Origin of the sequence: Vallitalea longa, from assembly GCF_027923465.1 — a bacterium.
GTDB classification, from domain to species: Bacteria; Bacillota; Clostridia; order Lachnospirales; family Vallitaleaceae; genus Vallitalea; species Vallitalea longa.
Genome location: NZ_BRLB01000014.1, coordinates 1 through 16,515 on the forward strand (window position 1 = coordinate 1; position 16,515 = coordinate 16,515).

The 16,515-nt window shown below is 32.2% G+C and carries 12 protein-coding genes and 1 other annotated feature; all 12 genes read left to right on the forward strand.

Features of this window, described 5'->3' with window-relative positions; translation table 11 throughout:
* The first annotated feature begins 166 nt into the window (after window positions 1-166).
* The 12 genes from QMG30_RS18035 to arcC all read left to right on the forward strand — a co-directional run bounded on the left by QMG30_RS18035 (window position 167) and on the right by arcC (window position 16,035).
* On the forward strand, window positions 167-595 hold the full coding sequence (locus QMG30_RS18035) for a hypothetical protein (protein ID WP_281817774.1): 429 nt from the start codon (window positions 167-169) through the stop codon (window positions 593-595).
* Window positions 596-993: 398 nt separating this feature from the next.
* Window positions 994-1,428, forward strand: coding sequence for a hypothetical protein (locus QMG30_RS18040; RefSeq protein ID WP_281817776.1), 435 nt, complete (start codon window positions 994-996; stop codon window positions 1,426-1,428).
* 38 nt (window positions 1,429-1,466) lie between these two features.
* On the forward strand, window positions 1,467-2,048 hold the full coding sequence (locus tag QMG30_RS18045) for a hypothetical protein (RefSeq protein ID WP_281817778.1): 582 nt from the start codon (window positions 1,467-1,469) through the stop codon (window positions 2,046-2,048).
* Between the two features lie 226 nt (window positions 2,049-2,274).
* On the forward strand, window positions 2,275-3,096 hold the full coding sequence (locus QMG30_RS18050; RefSeq protein ID WP_281817780.1) for an AraC family transcriptional regulator: 822 nt from the start codon (window positions 2,275-2,277) through the stop codon (window positions 3,094-3,096).
* A 129-nt stretch (window positions 3,097-3,225) separates the two neighbouring features.
* The gene (locus tag QMG30_RS18055) at window positions 3,226-5,355 is read left to right on the forward strand and encodes a DNA topoisomerase III (RefSeq protein ID WP_281817781.1); all 2,130 of its coding nucleotides are present in this window, start codon (window positions 3,226-3,228) and stop codon (window positions 5,353-5,355) included.
* A gap of 10 nt (window positions 5,356-5,365) precedes the next feature.
* Entirely contained in the window at window positions 5,366-7,144 is a 1,779-nt protein-coding gene (locus tag QMG30_RS18060; protein ID WP_281817783.1) for a bifunctional homocysteine S-methyltransferase/methylenetetrahydrofolate reductase, read from the forward strand.
* Between the two features lie 82 nt (window positions 7,145-7,226).
* Window positions 7,227-9,665, forward strand: a complete 2,439-nt coding sequence (locus QMG30_RS18065) for a homocysteine S-methyltransferase family protein (protein ID WP_281817786.1) — start codon at window positions 7,227-7,229, stop codon at window positions 9,663-9,665.
* A 325-nt stretch (window positions 9,666-9,990) separates the two neighbouring features.
* On the forward strand, window positions 9,991-11,403 hold the full coding sequence (locus tag QMG30_RS18070; RefSeq protein WP_281817788.1) for a sodium:solute symporter family protein: 1,413 nt from the start codon (window positions 9,991-9,993) through the stop codon (window positions 11,401-11,403).
* Between the two features lie 51 nt (window positions 11,404-11,454).
* Window positions 11,455-12,501: a putrescine carbamoyltransferase gene (ptcA, locus tag QMG30_RS18075; RefSeq protein ID WP_281817791.1), complete on the forward strand. Its 1,047-nt coding sequence runs from the start codon at window positions 11,455-11,457 to the stop codon at window positions 12,499-12,501.
* Between the two features lie 42 nt (window positions 12,502-12,543).
* Window positions 12,544-13,641 (forward strand): agmatine deiminase, encoded by a 1,098-nt coding sequence (aguA, locus tag QMG30_RS18080; protein WP_281817793.1) that lies wholly within the window; start codon window positions 12,544-12,546, stop codon window positions 13,639-13,641.
* A 51-nt stretch (window positions 13,642-13,692) separates the two neighbouring features.
* Window positions 13,693-15,048, forward strand: coding sequence for an APC family permease (locus QMG30_RS18085; protein WP_281817796.1), 1,356 nt, complete (start codon window positions 13,693-13,695; stop codon window positions 15,046-15,048).
* 30 nt (window positions 15,049-15,078) lie between these two features.
* On the forward strand, window positions 15,079-16,035 hold the full coding sequence (gene arcC, locus QMG30_RS18090; protein WP_281817798.1) for a carbamate kinase: 957 nt from the start codon (window positions 15,079-15,081) through the stop codon (window positions 16,033-16,035).
* A 146-nt stretch (window positions 16,036-16,181) separates the two neighbouring features.
* Window positions 16,182-16,414 (forward strand) — a binding site (T-box leader).
* Window positions 16,415-16,515: the final 101 nt, after the last annotated feature.

Genomic DNA, 16,515 nt, shown 5'->3' on the forward strand with positions numbered 1-16,515 from the left:
AATATTAAAATATTACAGGGTAGGGCTTACCCGTAGAGCTTGGTAATAATAGTAACCATTAGGTTACTACGTCCCAAGAAGCCCCCTCAAAACCGTTTTATAGGTTTAGTGGGGGAGCATGTCACTAGAACGAGGATGGAGATAATTACTTAGAACGGAGAATAATATGAAATCAAGACAAAAAACAATTGCATTCATAGCTATAATTCTAATCGTAGGTTTTATAATGTTTATTATTAAACCTAAAATAATTGAAATGAAATTTGATAGGTATGATAAACAATATTTACAATCTTACATAACAATATTAGATTCATGTGATATAGACAATATACAGGAAACTTTATTAACAACTACTAATAAAGACATTATGGATAAGATGAAAGTTGCACTAAATGAAATGAATAGACTAAATCCAAAAAGCAGATTCTTTGCTTTACTATCTGATAACAGTGATTATGAGGATTTAAAATGGTGTTATGATTCCTTAGAAAAAAATCCAGATAAAGAGACACTAGGTAGCATTGAATCAGTAATAAGCGGATTGAAATCATTAGCAGAACTAACTATAAAGAGACCAGATTATTTCAGATGATAAAAACCAAATTGCATAAGTTATAATCTCAAAATCTTGAGTGATTACATAGCCCAACTAGGTAAATGACTTATAATCTTTAATAATATTTATGGATTCACAGATTAATATTTAAGAAAGGAGAATATTGGCAATCTATGATGTTGTTGAGGATTCTTCTTATAGAGCATTCGAGATTAAATTTATAGCATATGATTATTTTGTCATTGTTTTCAATTATGATGTTGATATAATGGATGTTCAATTGAACAAGGTAAGGTTACATATATACCATTAATTAAAGGACAAAATTGTTTTTCAGATGTAGTTTTAGGAGATTACTTTAAACCCTTTAAACAACAAATAGAGTTACGTATTCCTGATAAGTTTTTAGATAATTACTTAGAACGGAGAATAATATGAAATCAAGACAAAAAACAATTGCATTCATAGCTATAATTTTAATCGTAGGTTTTATAATATTTATTATTAAACCTAAAATAATTGAAATGAAATTTGATAGGTATGAAAAACAATATTTACAATCTTACATAACAATATTAGATTCTTGTGATATAGACAATATACAGGAAACTTTATTAACGACTTCTAATGAAGACAATATGAATAAGATTCTGTTAGCGTTAAATGAAATGAATAGATTAAATCCAAAAGATAAATTCTTTCATTTAGTATCTGCTAACAATAATTATGAAGATTTGAAATGGTGTTATGATTCTTTAGAAGAAAATCCAGACAAAGAAAGTCTAGGTAACATTGAATTAGTAATTAGCGGTAAGAAATCATTAGCAGAATTAACTATAAAGAAGCGATTTAAAATAATTAATCAATGATAAAAAAACAAAATACATAAGTTGTGTAGGAGGATAAAATGAAAAAATACATTATAATTTTTATCATACTAATTATAATATCATTACCAATCTGCATTAAATACACTAACTTATTCCATAAAATAATACCTAGCTACAACACGCTAGAAGACGCTAAAAATGACAACTGTGTTGTTTTAGAAAATTTGGACATAACTTCAGGCCAATCTATTTGGCAGAACTTCATTAAAGATACAGAAGAACAAAAAACAGGTACCGTCAGATTAGTAAATTATCTTACGCTTGGAGATCCATCAGGATATTCAAAAGAGTGCTATGAAGAGATGAAGGATAAATATCCAGTCCTTTATGTTAAAGATTTACACTATGATAGTGAAAAATATACTCTATCTTGCTACGAGGATGATACTGAAATAAAATATGAATACAAGTATTTACTTAGATATACTGGTAAACCTAGAAAAGGAGCCACATTCTCTGAATATGAATATTATGTATTGATAAATGAGGATTCATATACATGGAAAGAAATTGAGCATGGCATGTTCAGTTCTAATATGAACGATTATATTGATTTCAAGCTAGTGTATTCAGACTTAACCTTTGAGAAAGAAGAATAATATAAAATAAATACTAAAAAAATCTTATGCTTCTATAACATCTCCTATCGTGTTTATTGTTCGGATAGGGGATTTTTATATATAAAATTGTACTTATTAGACCACGAAATTATCAATTTTTTCTAAATAAAAATAACTCCTCTTGTAATAATTACAAATAAAGTATAAAATAAAACTATCGTATTAGAATTACTATTTGTAATTATGTGATATAGGAGTGAATTTCGTGGGGATACATGAAATAAATAAAAGTGAATTTAATATAGAAAAAGAATTGACAATATACCATAAAGGGTATCAGAATTGCTCAAAAGGAAGTAATTTTGGACCATTTATCAGGGACCATTACATAATTCATTTTGTAATAGAAGGTAAAGGAATATTCAGAACAAATGATACTATATATAACTTGCACGAGAAGCAGGCTTTTTTAATATGCCCAAATGTATTAACATATTATGAAGCTGATAAGAAAGCTCCATGGAATTATTATTGGATAGGTTTTCATGGAGAAAATGTGAAAGGTGTACTTGATGCCTGTAACTTATCTTATGAAAATCCTATACTATCATTCGATAAAAATAAAATCATAGAAATAATCGTAAAATCAATATACAATCTGGAAAATACCAGAATCAATTTTGAATTAAGGAGTAAAGGATTATTGTACTTACTAATGGATGAATTAACAAATATCAGCGATAAAAAAATCCCAACCATGAATGATAATACAAGTGAAGTCTATGTCCAGAATGCTATAAGCTATATCAAAAGAAATTATAGTGAAGATATTAAGATAAAAGACATAGCTAACTTTCTTAATCTCGATAGAAGCTATCTAACTAGAATTTTCAAAGAAGTATTATGTATGACACCTCAAGATTATCTTATACATTTTCGCATAGAGAAGGCAAAAGGTCTATTAAGATCAACAGATCTTTCAGTAAGCGCTGTAGGAAGATCGGTAGGTTATCCGGATCCATACTATTTCTCTAAGATATTCAAGAAAATGGTAAATCTAACACCTAAAAGTTATGGAAGAATCTAATATATCTGTGTAACTGATATTTCAGTTATACAGATAAAATTTTATCATTACGCATAAATATGGAAAAAACATTATTTATATGCTATAATTCACACAAGAATCAAAGGAAAGTTGAAAGGAATGTAATAAATGGGGAAGAAATTAGTACTGGCAGAGAAACCTTCAGTAGCGAGAGATATAGCTAAGGTTTTGAAATGCAGTTTGAAAAGAGATGGATATATAGAAGGAGAAAATTACATAATAACATGGGCTGTAGGTCATTTGATAACACTAGCAGAACCAGACGATTATGATGAGAAATTCAAGAAATGGAGATATAACCAGCTGCCCATAATTCCAGAAAACATTCAGCTAAAACCTTATCCGAATACAGAAAAACAATTAAAGATTATACAGAAACTATTAGGTAGAAACGATGTAGAATCTATAATATGTGCAACAGATAGTGGAAGAGAAGGAGAGCTGATTTTTAGATATATATATGACTATATTGGATGTAAAAAAGATTTCTCAAGGTTATGGATATCAAGTATGACGGATGTAGCCATTAATGAGGGATTCAGTAAATTAAAGGATGGTCACGAATACGATAATCTATATTACAGTGCCAAATGTCGTTCAGAAGCAGATTGGCTTGTTGGAATTAATGCTACCAGGGCTTATACGACAGTCAATAATGTATTACTTAGTATTGGACGAGTTCAGACGCCTACATTAGCTCTTATAGTCAATAGAAATAATGAGATAGATAATTTTGTACCAAAAGATTATGTAGAAGTATATGCGGTTTTTGAAGATAATTTTCGAGCAATATGGTTTAATGAAAAACCATCAGATACAAAAATATTCGATAAACAAAAAGCAGAACAGATAGTTAATAAAATAGTTGATAAAGATGGTGTAGTAAAAGAAGTAAATAAAAAATTAAAGAAAATGCCACCACCTTTATTATATGACTTGACAGAACTACAAAGGGATGGAAACAAAAAATACGGTTATACCGCTAAGAAAGTACTAGATATTGCTCAGAACTTATATGAAAAGAGAAAACTAGTTACATATCCAAGAACAGACAGCAGATATCTTAGTGATGATATGAAACAAAAAGTCAAGAGTACCATGAAAAAAATCAATATTCCACCTTATAATAAAGCTATTGAGCCACTACTTGCAAAAGGCCAATTGAAGTTCAATAAAAGGATTATCAATAATAGTAAAGTAACCGATCACCATGCTATTATCCCAACAGATGTGGTGCCAAGAATAAATAATCTTTCAAAAGATGAACTCAATATATATAATTTAATCGTTAAAAGGTTTATTTCTGTATTTTATGATTATTATAAGTATGAAACAACTGAAATAATATTTGATATAGAAGGTGAAAGCTTCATTTCTTCGGGTAAAGTAATTGTTGATAAAGGTTGGAAGGCACTATATACAGCTACTAAAGATGATAAAGAGCAGATAATGCCTAAGTTAAAAAAAGGTGATATCAAAAAGGTAGTGGACACAGAGAAATTGAATAAACAAACTACTCCACCAAAACCATATACAGAGAGTTCATTACTTAGTGCTATGGAAAATGCTGGTAGATTCACTGATGATGAAGTATTGAAAGAACACTTGAAAGAATCTGGTTTCGGAACACCTGCGACAAGAGCGGGGATAATAGAAAGACTCATACAAGTTGAATACATAAAGCGAAAAGGAAAGACATTAATTCCTACTAAAAAAGGATGTCAGCTCATTAAGATCATTCCAGAAGAATTAAAATCTCCAGAAACAACTGGAAAGTGGGAGAAAGGTTTGACTAGCATCAATAAAGGCAACATGGAATCTAATCGTTTTATGGGTAGTATTAAAAGATTCGTAGTGTATCTTGTTAATTCAGCTAGTAAAAGCAAAGGAAAGGTTGCATTTGAACAAAAGCCTATTCCAGAAAACAAGAAAGTCAAATTAAAAGGATTAGGGACATGTCCAGTATGTAAAAAGGGTAAAATACTGGAGAATAGTAAAGCTTATTATTGTAGCGATTGGAGAAATAATTGTAAATACAAAATATGGAAGAATACGTTAGAACGATATGGTAAAAAAGATATTACGAAAGAATGTATAGAGCAGTTAATGAAAGAAGGAAAGATTGAGAACTTTAATGTCACTCTTCCCCAGACTGGAGAGAAATGTATAGCTACTTTGGTGATTAATAATAATACAGGTCTGGAACTTCAAAATATAAAACGTATAAGTCAAGAGTAAGGATGATTATATGCATTTAAAAGACTATTTAAAAAACAAGATTCTAATTGCAGATGGTGCTATGGGTACCTATTATTCTAAGAAAACCAATAAAAATACAACAGTGTCTGAATTCGCTAATATTAATGATAAGAAAATTATTGAAGCTATTCATAATGAATATATTGATGCAGGAGCTAAATTAATTAGAACTAATACTTTTTCAGCTAATACTGTTAGTTTGAAGTGCAACAGGAATGAGTTAAGGGAAATTATTACAGAAGGTTATAATATTGCCATGAATTGTACTATGGATAAAGATGTATTTGTAGGAGCATCCATAGGTCCCATTCCTGAAAAATTAGATTCTGAAAAAGAAAGTATTCTAGATGAATATTATTTTATAATTGATACTTTAATTAGTCTAGGTGCGGATATATTTATTTTTGAAACTTTCTCAAATATTAATTACATCAAAATCTTAACAGAATATATATTATCCAAGAATCAACAGGCGGAAATTATAGCTCAGTTCAAAGTCAATTCTTTTGGATATTCCAAGGATGGAATAAGTGCCAGACGCTTAATTGAAGAAGCAAGAAAAATTAAAGGGCTTGTTGCTTATGGATTCAATTGTGGAATTGGTGTCAGACATCTGTACAAAGTCATAAGGCTATTAGACATAGAAAATGAAAATATCGTAGCTATACCTAACGCAGGTTATCCTGATAAGATATACGAAAGAACGGTTTATAGAGATAATGCGAAATATTTTGGAGAAGCTATTATCGATATAAAAAAATTAGGAGTCAAAGTTATTGGTGGATGTTGCGGAACGACACCAGATCATATAAAAGAAATTGTCAATTCATTAGATGGAGATTATGAACCTTCATCTATATCCCATAGGAATGCTATAAAGAAGACAAGAAATATAAATGCTGTACCTAACAGATTTTATAAGAAATTACAGGAGGATAGATTTGTTGTTGCAGTAGAATTAGACCCTCCTCATAATGGAAATGCTCAGAAAATCATGGAGTGTGCACATCGTTTGAAAGCAGAAGGAGTAGATATAATTACTATAGCAGATTCCCCACTTTCAAGACCTAGAGCAGATTCTATTATAATGGCTAATAAAATAGCGAAAGAGGTTGGTATTGATGTAATGCCACATATCTGCTGTAGAGATAAAAATGTTATAGCGTTAAAATCAGTTATCATGGGTGCACATATAGAAAAGATCAGAAACCTATTGTTAGTTACAGGTGATCCTATTCCAAGTGAAGAAAGAATTGAGACTTCTAGTGTTTTCAATGTCAATTCCATCAAGCTGATGGAATTAGTGAAAGAATTGAATGTTGATTATGACAAAGATGATTCAATCATATATGGAGGAGCACTTAATCCTAATTTGACTCATGTGGATAAAATTATCAAAAGGATAAAAAGAAAACAAGAAGCAGGAGCAAAATATTTATTGACACAGCCTGTATATAATGAAAAAGCAATCAATAATCTGAAAATGATAAAAGAAAATACTGATATAAAAATATTAGGTGGTATTATGCCTATTGTAAGTTACAGGAATGCACAGTTCCTTAATAATGAAATAGCGGGTATAGAGATTCCTGATGATATCTGCAATATGTTCAGTAAAGACATGACTAGGGAAGAAGCGGAGAATGTTGGTGTAAGAGTTGCCGTAGATATGGCGATGAATATAAAAGACATCGTAGATGGAATATATTTAATGACACCTTTTAATAGAGTGGAAATGGTTAGTAAAATAGTAAAATGTATAAGATGAGTTTTTTTACCTGCATCTGATTGAAGGTGGGAAAGTTTAATGATAATAACTTACGTATAAATTTTGAAAGGTTTGATTTCACATGACAAAAAAAGCATTTAGAGAGTATCTGAAAAATAATATATTAATACTAGATGGAGCTACTGGTACAGAATTACAGAAAAAAGGTATGCCTAGAGGGGTATGCCCTGAAAAATGGGTTATAGAGAATAAAGAAGTCATTATGGATATTCAAAGAGGATATGCTGAAGCTGGTTCAAAAGTAGTGTATGCTTGTACTTTTGGCTGTAACTCAATAAAATTATCGGAATTTGATTTGCAAGATGAATTAGAGAAGATGAATAAAGAGTTAGTCAGAATATCGAGAGAGGCTGTTGGTAATGATGTATGGGTTGCAGGAGACTTAAGCCCAACAGGAGCACAGATATTTCCTCTAAGCAACTATCATTTTGAAGATATCGTCAATGCTTACAAACCTCAAGTGAAAGCTTTAGTAGAAGCAGGTGTGGACCTGTTCGTTATAGAAACTATGATGAATGTAAATGAGGCTAGGGCTGCACTAATAGCTATAAAAGAGACATGTGATTTACCAGTAATGGTCAGTATGACATATGAAAAAAACGGATATACACTCAATGGAACAGACCCAGTGACTGCATTAATTACATTACAGAATCTAGGAGCTGATGCAGTAGGTTGCAATTGTTCAACAGGACCTGACGATATGACCAACATTGTAAAAGCAATGAAGCCATATGCAAAAGTACCATTGATTGTCAAGCCTAATGCTGGATTGCCGAAATATGAAAAAGGCGAAACAGTTTTTGATATGGATGAAGAAGAATTTTCTGATTATGGAACATTATTAGTAGAAGCAGGAGCAAACATCATTGGAGGTTGTTGCGGTACAACTAAAGCATTTATAAGTAAGCTGAAAAACAAAGTAGAAGATTGTGAAATTAAGCTATGGAATGAAAAACAAGGAAGTGTACTTACTTCAGAACGTAAACGTGTTTTTATAGGTGAAGATAATCCTACTATCATTGTAGGTGAAAGAATTAATCCAACAGGCAAGAAGAAATTACAAGAAAATCTACGCAATGGAAATATGGATTATGTAGTTTCTTTAGCTTATGAACAGATTGAAAAAGGTGCTACTGTACTTGATGTGAATGTAGGGATGAATGGAATTGATGAAGTAGGTATAATGAGGCAAGCTGTAGAGCAATTATCAACTTATGTAAAAGTTCCTCTGTGCATCGATTCTTCTACTATAGAAGCTATAGAAGCAGCTTTAAGGATATATCCTGGTAGAGCTTTAGTGAATTCTATATCCCTTGAAAAGCATAAAATAGATAGATTACTACCTATTGCAAAAAAATATGGAGCCATGTTCATTCTATTACCACTTAGTGACAGCGGTCTACCAAAAGATATAGATGAGAAACATAATATAATAAACGAAATATATTCACATGCAGAAAAACTAGGTTATCAAAAGGAAGATATCATAGTTGATGGATTAGTTACTACGATAGCTTCTAATGGTAATGCAGCAGAATCAACTCTGGAAACCATAAGATGGTGTTCTGATGATTTCGGTACGGGAACTATTGTTGGATTATCCAATATTTCTTTTGGTTTACCAGAGAGAAAATTGATTAATACAGCTTTCTTGGCTATGGCTATTGGAAAAGGCTTGACAATGGCTATTGCTAATCCTTCTGATGAGTTATTGATGAATATAAAAAAAGCATCAGACGTATTAGCTATGAGGGATAAAGATAGCCTTACGTATATTGATTCATTTGGTAAGCAAGATAAAATTAAGGTAAAAAAAGAAATAGGTCAAACAAAATCTGAAATGAATAATGGTAATGAGATTGACGTTAAGCAAACCATATACGAAATGGTTGTGAATGGTGAAAAGGAGACAATAGTAGATTACGTCAAGAAATCTCTTGATTGTGGAGATATACCCCAGGTTATAATTAAAGAATACCTCATTCCTGCTATAGCAAAAGTAGGAGAATTGTTTGAAGACAAGACATATTTCTTACCTCAATTAATTATGAGTGCTGAAGCAATGAAGGTAGCAATGGATTATTTGGACCCATTACTAGAAAAGGGAAAAGACAATAATATAGAACAAAAGAAAAAGATAGTTATTGCTACGGTAAAAGGTGATATTCATGATATAGGTAAAAATTTAGTGGCATTGATGTTAAAAAACTATGGGTTCGATGTTATTGACTTAGGTAAAGATGTACCGAAAGAAGTAATTGTAGATAAAGCAAAAGAAGTGGATGCAGATATCATCGCTCTATCGGCTCTTATGACCACTACCATGTTAGAAATGGAAAATGTCATTAAACTGGTAAAGGAAGAGAATCTAAGAGCGAAAGTTATTATAGGCGGAGCAGTAATAACTGATGAATATGCGAAGGAAATAGGAGCAGATGGTTACAGTGAAGATGCCAATATGGCGGTAAAATTGGCTAAGAAATTAACTAGAGATTAAGAAACAAGACATCTTTTTTCTTGATGATATATCAGGAAATGAGGTGTCTTTTTATATTATTATTCTATAACCAAGTTAAACGAATTTCATTATGAGTTTAATTTGGTTTCCCATTCATGTTTTCCATAATCCGTTTTTGTCATAAATATCATTATCATGAATAATTCTTATGAAAACAAGTCATACTTATTTTAGTATAAACTTATAAGTTTATATTATGTCATAGTAGCAAGAAGGTAGGGAAAAATGTATGAATAACCTTATCCCATTAATAATTATAGGTATTTTTTTTATAGGAATTATTATAATAGGAAAAATTGCCAGTATGAAAGTGAAGAATTCTGACGATTATTTAGTTGCAGGAAGAAGTGCACCTCTAGCGCTTATCGTAGGTACGTTATTCGCCACTTTTTGGGGCGGTGGTACTATTATCGGTGCTACAGGTGCGGCTTATAACGAAGGTGTTTTTGGAGTTATAGAAGATCCTTTTGCAGCTGGACTTGCTTTAATAATTATAGGAATATTTTTTGTTAAAATTTTAAGAAGACTGAATATTAAATCTATTGGAGAATTATATACAATGCGATTCGGAAAAGCTACAGGCTATCTAGCATCTTCTCTAATGATTCCCACCTATATCATATGGACAGCAGTACAATTACTAGCTATTGGTAAAATACTTAATATATTATTTGATATAAATTTCAATATAGCTTTTTTGATAGCGACAGCAGTTGTGGTTTTATTTACTTATATGGGAGGACTGGTAGCTGTAGTATGGACGGATACAATTCAAATGATAATCATTTTTATTGGTCTTATAACCATCTTAGTAATCGGTTTCAGAACTTCTGGAGGTATTGACAACGTGTTTGCGAATGCACCTGAAGGATTTTGGAATTTCTTACCAAGGGGTAAAGGCATAGTTCCTTGGATAAGTTATCTTGCAATGTGGGCAGGAATGGCATTAGGTAATGTTCCAAGTCCTGATATTGCACAGAGAGCTTTTATGGCAAAAGATGAGAATACTGCAAAAAAAGGTATGATAATGGCTGGAGTGTTATATTGGATAATTGGTTTTATACCTATTATCATTGCACTGATTGCTATTACTATGGTAAATACGGGAATTATTGATCATAGTCTTTTTCAGGGAGATAGCGAATTACTTATACCTTATTTGGCAAAAGAACTATTGAATCCTGTAGGATTAGGTTTTTTTGTTGCATCATTGTTAGCGGCTATTTTATCTAGTGCAAGTACGTCACTTTTTGCTACAGCTGTATTATTCTCTAATGACATATACCAGCCTTTATCTGCAAATAGAAGGAAATACAAAAAAATTAAAGATGAAGATAAAATGATTCTAAGGATAACTAAAATATTTGTAGTTGTCGTTGGGTTATTGTCAGCTATAGTTGGCTTAACCAGTACTGATATTTATGATTTGACGATATTTGCTTTTACTTTACAGTTTGGAGTTCTATTCTTTCCTTTTGTATTAGCCTTGAAAGCCAGATGGGTTAACACATATGGTGTTATTTCTGGAATGCTGAGTGGTTTAATGGTTAACCTCATCGGTTGTATAACACAATTATCTATAATACCTGAACCATGGGAATTCTTTACTCTTGTACCAGCTCTAGTAAATCTAACCGTTACAGTAATAGTTTCTTATTGTACTAGAAAAAAAATTAATAACAATGGATTATTAACAGATAATAATTATGAAAAGTAATAGGTATTAGATTAAAAATAAATATTAAGAAATGAAAAGGAGTGTATTATTATGAAACAACCATCATCAAGTGCAACTAATTTGAACAAGACAAACCTAAAACATTTTCTTACAACACAGGATTACACCAAAAAGGAACTTGAAGATATACTTTCACTAATGGGAATGTTAAAAGAAGCTAGAAAAGATAATGCAATACCACAATTGTTTAAAGGAAAATCAGTGGCTATGATTTTTGAACAACCTTCAACAAGGACAAGGGTTTCTTTTGAAACGGCGGCATCATTATTAGGAGGACATGCACTTTTCTTGTCACCAAAAGATATTCATCTTGGAGCGAAAGAAAGCTTAGAAGATACAGCTCGTGTTTTAGCTAGAATGGTAGATGTCATCATGGCAAGAGTCAATCTACATGAAACAGTAGCAACTCTAGCAAAATATTCTTCAGTACCAGTAATTAATGGACTCTGTGACTGGTTGCATCCAACTCAGATCATGGCGGACTTATTTACTATGATGGAACATTTACCAGAAGGTAAAAAGTTATCTGACTTGACAGTAGCTTTTGTTGGTGACGCTACTAATGTAAATTCATCACTTATGTTTGCTTGTACTAAATTCGGTATGCATTACAAACATATAGGTCCAGAGAAATTCCAAGCACCACAATCATGGCAAGATATAGCTAACAAAAATATTAAAGAATCAGGTGGCAAACTTACTGTAACTGATGATATAGAAGAGGTAAAAGGTTGTGATATTATCATTGCAGATAGCTTTTATTGGTTTGGTCAAGAAGAAGAAAAAGAAATTAGACTGAAAACATTTATTCCTAAATATGTGATAACAGAAGAATTGATGGAAAAAGCAGGAAAAGATGCTATATTCATGCATTGTCTACCAGCTAATGACCAAAGGGAAGTAACTAGAGAAGTAATGGAAGGCGATAGATCGGTAATTTTTGATGAAGCTGAAAATAGATTAACTGCTCAGATGGCTCTTTTAGTATATCTTACTTTCAGATTTAATGAAGAACCTACACAAGAAAAGATAAAATGTCATGACGATAAAATAAGAAATTTCTTAAAATCAATCTAACAATGGACTATATTGAAGGATTACACAGATAAGGAGGAAAATATGGCTAAAAAGATAGATAGTACACCAAAAAAAGACGGATTCAGGATGCCAGGTGAATTTGAACCACATAAAGGATGTTGGATGGTTTGGCCAGAAAGAACTGATAACTGGAGACTAGGTGCGAAACCTGCTCAAAAAGCTTACGCTGATGTAGCTGAAGCTATTGCTAAGTATGAAAAGGTAACAATGTGTGTATCAGAGAGACAGTATAGCTCAGCTAGAGAAGTTCTTAGTGATAATATCAGAGTTGTCGAAATGTCTAATGACGATGCTTGGATGAGAGATATAGGACCGACTTTCGTTGTTAATGATGAAGGAGTTGTACGAGGGATAGATTGGCGATTTAATGCATGGGGAGGTCTGGTTGATGGATTATATTTCCCGTGGGATAAAGATGATGAAGTAGCTGGAAAAGTGTGTGAAATAGAAGAATTGGACTATTATAGCTTGGATGATTTCATATTAGAAGGTGGTTCAATCCATACAGATGGTGATGGAACAGCTATTGTTACTGAGATATGTTTGCTTCATGAGAGTAGAAATCCTCATCTGTCAAAAGAAGAAATAACTAATGTTCTAAAAGAATATCTAGGTGTAGAAAAAGTGTTATGGATTCCATATGGTATTTATCTTGATGAGACAAACGGGCATGTGGATAATATTGTTCACTATTGTGCACCTGGTGTTATTGTATTAGCTTGGACAGATGATAAAGAAGACCCTCAGTATGAATTATCAAAAGCAGCTTATGATCGTTTAGTTAATGAAGTAGATGCGAAAGGTAGAAAATTGGAGATTCATAAATTGCATATACCGGATGAAGTTTTGATTACGAAAGAAGAGAGTGAAGGTGTTGATAGTGTAGATGGTACATTACCAAGAGAAGAGGGAGATAGACAAGCTGCTTCATATGCTAATTTTTATATAGGTAATGACTCGATAATTTTACCTCTGTTTGGTGACAAGGTTCATGATGATATGGCAATGGAGACTTTACAGAAAGTGTTTCCTGATAGAAAAATAGAAGGAATATATGCAAGAGAAATAATATTAGGTGGAGGAAATATTCACTGTATTACGCAACAACAACCGTTATAAATAAAATAGGGGTAAAGCAATTCTATCCCTTTAATAAAAGGAGCGGAGATTATGGCAGAAAAGAAAGTTAGTTTGTTTAAAATGGTTTCATTTACAGTATGTGGAATAGTTGTTCTAGATACATTTGTAGCTCCAGCTGCAATGGGAGTTTCATCTATAACAATATGGATACTGACGGCTATTCTATTTTTCATTCCATATGGGCTTATTAACGCTGAATTAGGAGCGGCATATCCAGAAGATGGAGGTATCTTCGCATGGGTAAGGAGAGCTTATGGAGATTTTCAAGCAACACTTGTGGCTTGGTATTATTGGGTTAATGTTGCTTTTTGGATGCCAGCGGTTTTTATAGCTTTCAGTACTTGGTTTTCAATGGCATATGTACCTAATATGGATTTGTGGATATTGGCGGCTTTAGCTATCATCATGTGTTGGATTATCGTATATATCGGTATAAGAGGTGTTGATTTCAGTATAAAAGTAACTAATATTGCGGCTATTTTAAAAGTTGCTGTGCTAATTGTTTTCGGTGTTTTAGGTGCTGTATATGGAGTACAAAAAGGTTTTGCTAATGATTTTTCTATTTCCAATTTTGCACTTGAATTTGATTTCAATACAATTTCATTCAGCTCAGCAATAGTATATAATCTATTAGGTTTCGAGTTGATTAGTTCTGTGGCTTCCAGTATAGAGAATCCAGAGAGGAACATACCTAAGATGACAATCTTAGCAGGAATACTGATAACAGCATTATATGTGATTGGTACTTTTGGTGTGTTAGCAGCTATTCCAGCAGGAGATATACAACCTCTTGATGGCTTCATTCTAGCTATAAAAGAGTTATGTAGTATTTTTGGAAATGCACAGACAGCGGTATTCAATGTTATTGTTGCTGTGGCATTATTTACTCTTGTCTCTAACATGATTTCGTGGACTCTAGGTGGAGTGGAAGTTCTGGACCAAGCTGAATTTACTAAGAAGACAAAGTTATTAGGTCACAGACATAGAAAATATAATACACCAGACTACTCATATGTATTGATGGGTGTCATTTCTACAGTTTTAATTGTATTGAACTTCTTATTATCAGGAAGTGCCAATGATGCATTTTGGACAATACTATCCTTTAGTTTTTTGATATTCTTCTTGCCATATTTATGGTTATTCCCATCAGCTGTAAAACTAAGAAACAAGGATACTGATGTAGAAAGACCATACAAAGTGCCTTTAGGGAAATTTGGTTTGTATCTTTCAAGTATACTTGGATTTTTATTTATTGCTCTAGGGGTAATATTGTTGTTTGTAACAGGTGAAGGATGGGATTCATTATATCATCTGACACTAATCATCGGATTTATCCTGACAACATTATTTGGTGTATATCTCTATAGAAAAAGCTTGGATTAGAAATCACAGTTGAAAGTGAGTTGAATTAGAATGCATTATAAAAATGCTTTACACAGAATAGTAATTGCGCTGGGTGGAAATGCTCTAGGAACTACACCAGAAGAGCAGCAAGAGAAAATAAGTAAAGCTGCGGAAGCTCTAGTGGAATTGATTGCTCAAGGGAATGAGATAATTATCAGTCATGGTAATGGACCACAGGTGGGAATGATCAATCTAGCATTTGAAGAAGCATCTAAAGTCAATGACAAAGTAGTACCTGTTAAACTTCCAGAGTGTACTGCTATGAGTCAGGGATATATAGGATATCATCTTCAAAAAGGTATTAAAAAAGAGTTGACTAAAAAGAAGATGCCTTGGCATGTTGCTACAGTTGTGACACAGATTATAGTTGATAAAGATGATGAAGCTTTCAATAATCCCACTAAACCTATAGGTGGTTATTATACTAAAGAAGAAGCTACAGAATTGATGGAAAAGGATAAAGACCTTATTATAAAAGAAGATGCTGGTAGAGGTTATAGAAAAATGGTAGCTTCTCCAAAACCAGTTGATTTGGTTGAAAAGGAATCAATAATAAATATGTTGGATAATGAATTCATAGTAATTGCTTGTGGAGGAGGAGGCATACCTGTAGTTAAAGATGGTGAAGGTGATTTTAAAGGTGTAGAGGCTGTCATTGATAAAGATTATGCTTCTGCAAAATTGGCTGATACCGTTGATGCTGATTATCTCTTCATATTGACTGCTGTTGATAACGTATGTCTCAATTATGGAAAACCTAATGAAAAATCCCTGAGTGATGTATACGTAGAAGAAGCAGAGAAATATATAGAAGAAGGACATTTTTCAGCAGGAAGTATGCTACCAAAAGTAAAAGCAGCTATGGAATTCGTAAAAGGTAAAGAAGAAAGGCGTGCAGTAATAGCTTCACTAAAAAATGCTCCTTATGTTATAAAAGGTGAAAGTGGAACTGTCATACACAGTTAAAAATAGGAGCTTGTTTATAAATATTCACTAGCGTGCATAAAATTACCATAATTGTAATTAAAAATAAATATAGAAAAAACATCAATTAAAGCTTGACATGGATAGTTTATCTTGGTATAATACTATCAATCAAAAGAAATTGTCAGATAAATGCAGTGATAGAGACGTATAATTTGCATATGTGGTTTCAGAGAACTGATGGTTGGTGAGAATCAGTACTACTGTAAAAATATACATCGCTCTTGAGCAGGACCATTGAAAATAGTAGGTGGTTACCGGGGAGCCCCGTTATAGGCTAGGGTTTGTTAGAACCTGTATAGAGTGGTCTTTGATTGTAAAGACAATTAGGGTGGTATCGCGTGGTTTCCTCGTCCCTACAGTTTAGTCTGTAGGGGCGTTTTTATATATAAAATTAGGCTACATATCAATAACAATGAAACTTACGGGTACGAAACTTTCACTGAAAAAGGTAGTAGTTTA

Bases quoted from the DNA above. Each gene is read 5' to 3' on its own strand.
- QMG30_RS18040 (WP_281817776.1), top strand. From the start codon at position 994: ATGAAATCAAGACAAAAAACAATTGCATTCATAGCTATAATTTTAATC.
- QMG30_RS18035 (WP_281817774.1), top strand. From the start codon at position 167: ATGAAATCAAGACAAAAAACAATTGCATTCATAGCTATAATTCTAATC.
- QMG30_RS18065 (WP_281817786.1), top strand. From the start codon at position 7,227: ATGACAAAAAAAGCATTTAGAGAGTATCTGAAAAATAATATATTAATA.
- QMG30_RS18055 (WP_281817781.1), top strand. From the start codon at position 3,226: ATGGGGAAGAAATTAGTACTGGCAGAGAAACCTTCAGTAGCGAGAGAT.
- QMG30_RS18045 (WP_281817778.1), top strand. From the start codon at position 1,467: ATGAAAAAATACATTATAATTTTTATCATACTAATTATAATATCATTA.
- ptcA (WP_281817791.1), top strand. From the start codon at position 11,455: ATGAAACAACCATCATCAAGTGCAACTAATTTGAACAAGACAAACCTA.
- arcC (WP_281817798.1), top strand. From the start codon at position 15,079: ATGCATTATAAAAATGCTTTACACAGAATAGTAATTGCGCTGGGTGGA.
- QMG30_RS18085 (WP_281817796.1), top strand. From the start codon at position 13,693: ATGGCAGAAAAGAAAGTTAGTTTGTTTAAAATGGTTTCATTTACAGTA.
- QMG30_RS18070 (WP_281817788.1), top strand. From the start codon at position 9,991: ATGAAAGTGAAGAATTCTGACGATTATTTAGTTGCAGGAAGAAGTGCA.
- aguA (WP_281817793.1), top strand. From the start codon at position 12,544: ATGGCTAAAAAGATAGATAGTACACCAAAAAAAGACGGATTCAGGATG.
- QMG30_RS18060 (WP_281817783.1), top strand. From the start codon at position 5,366: ATGCATTTAAAAGACTATTTAAAAAACAAGATTCTAATTGCAGATGGT.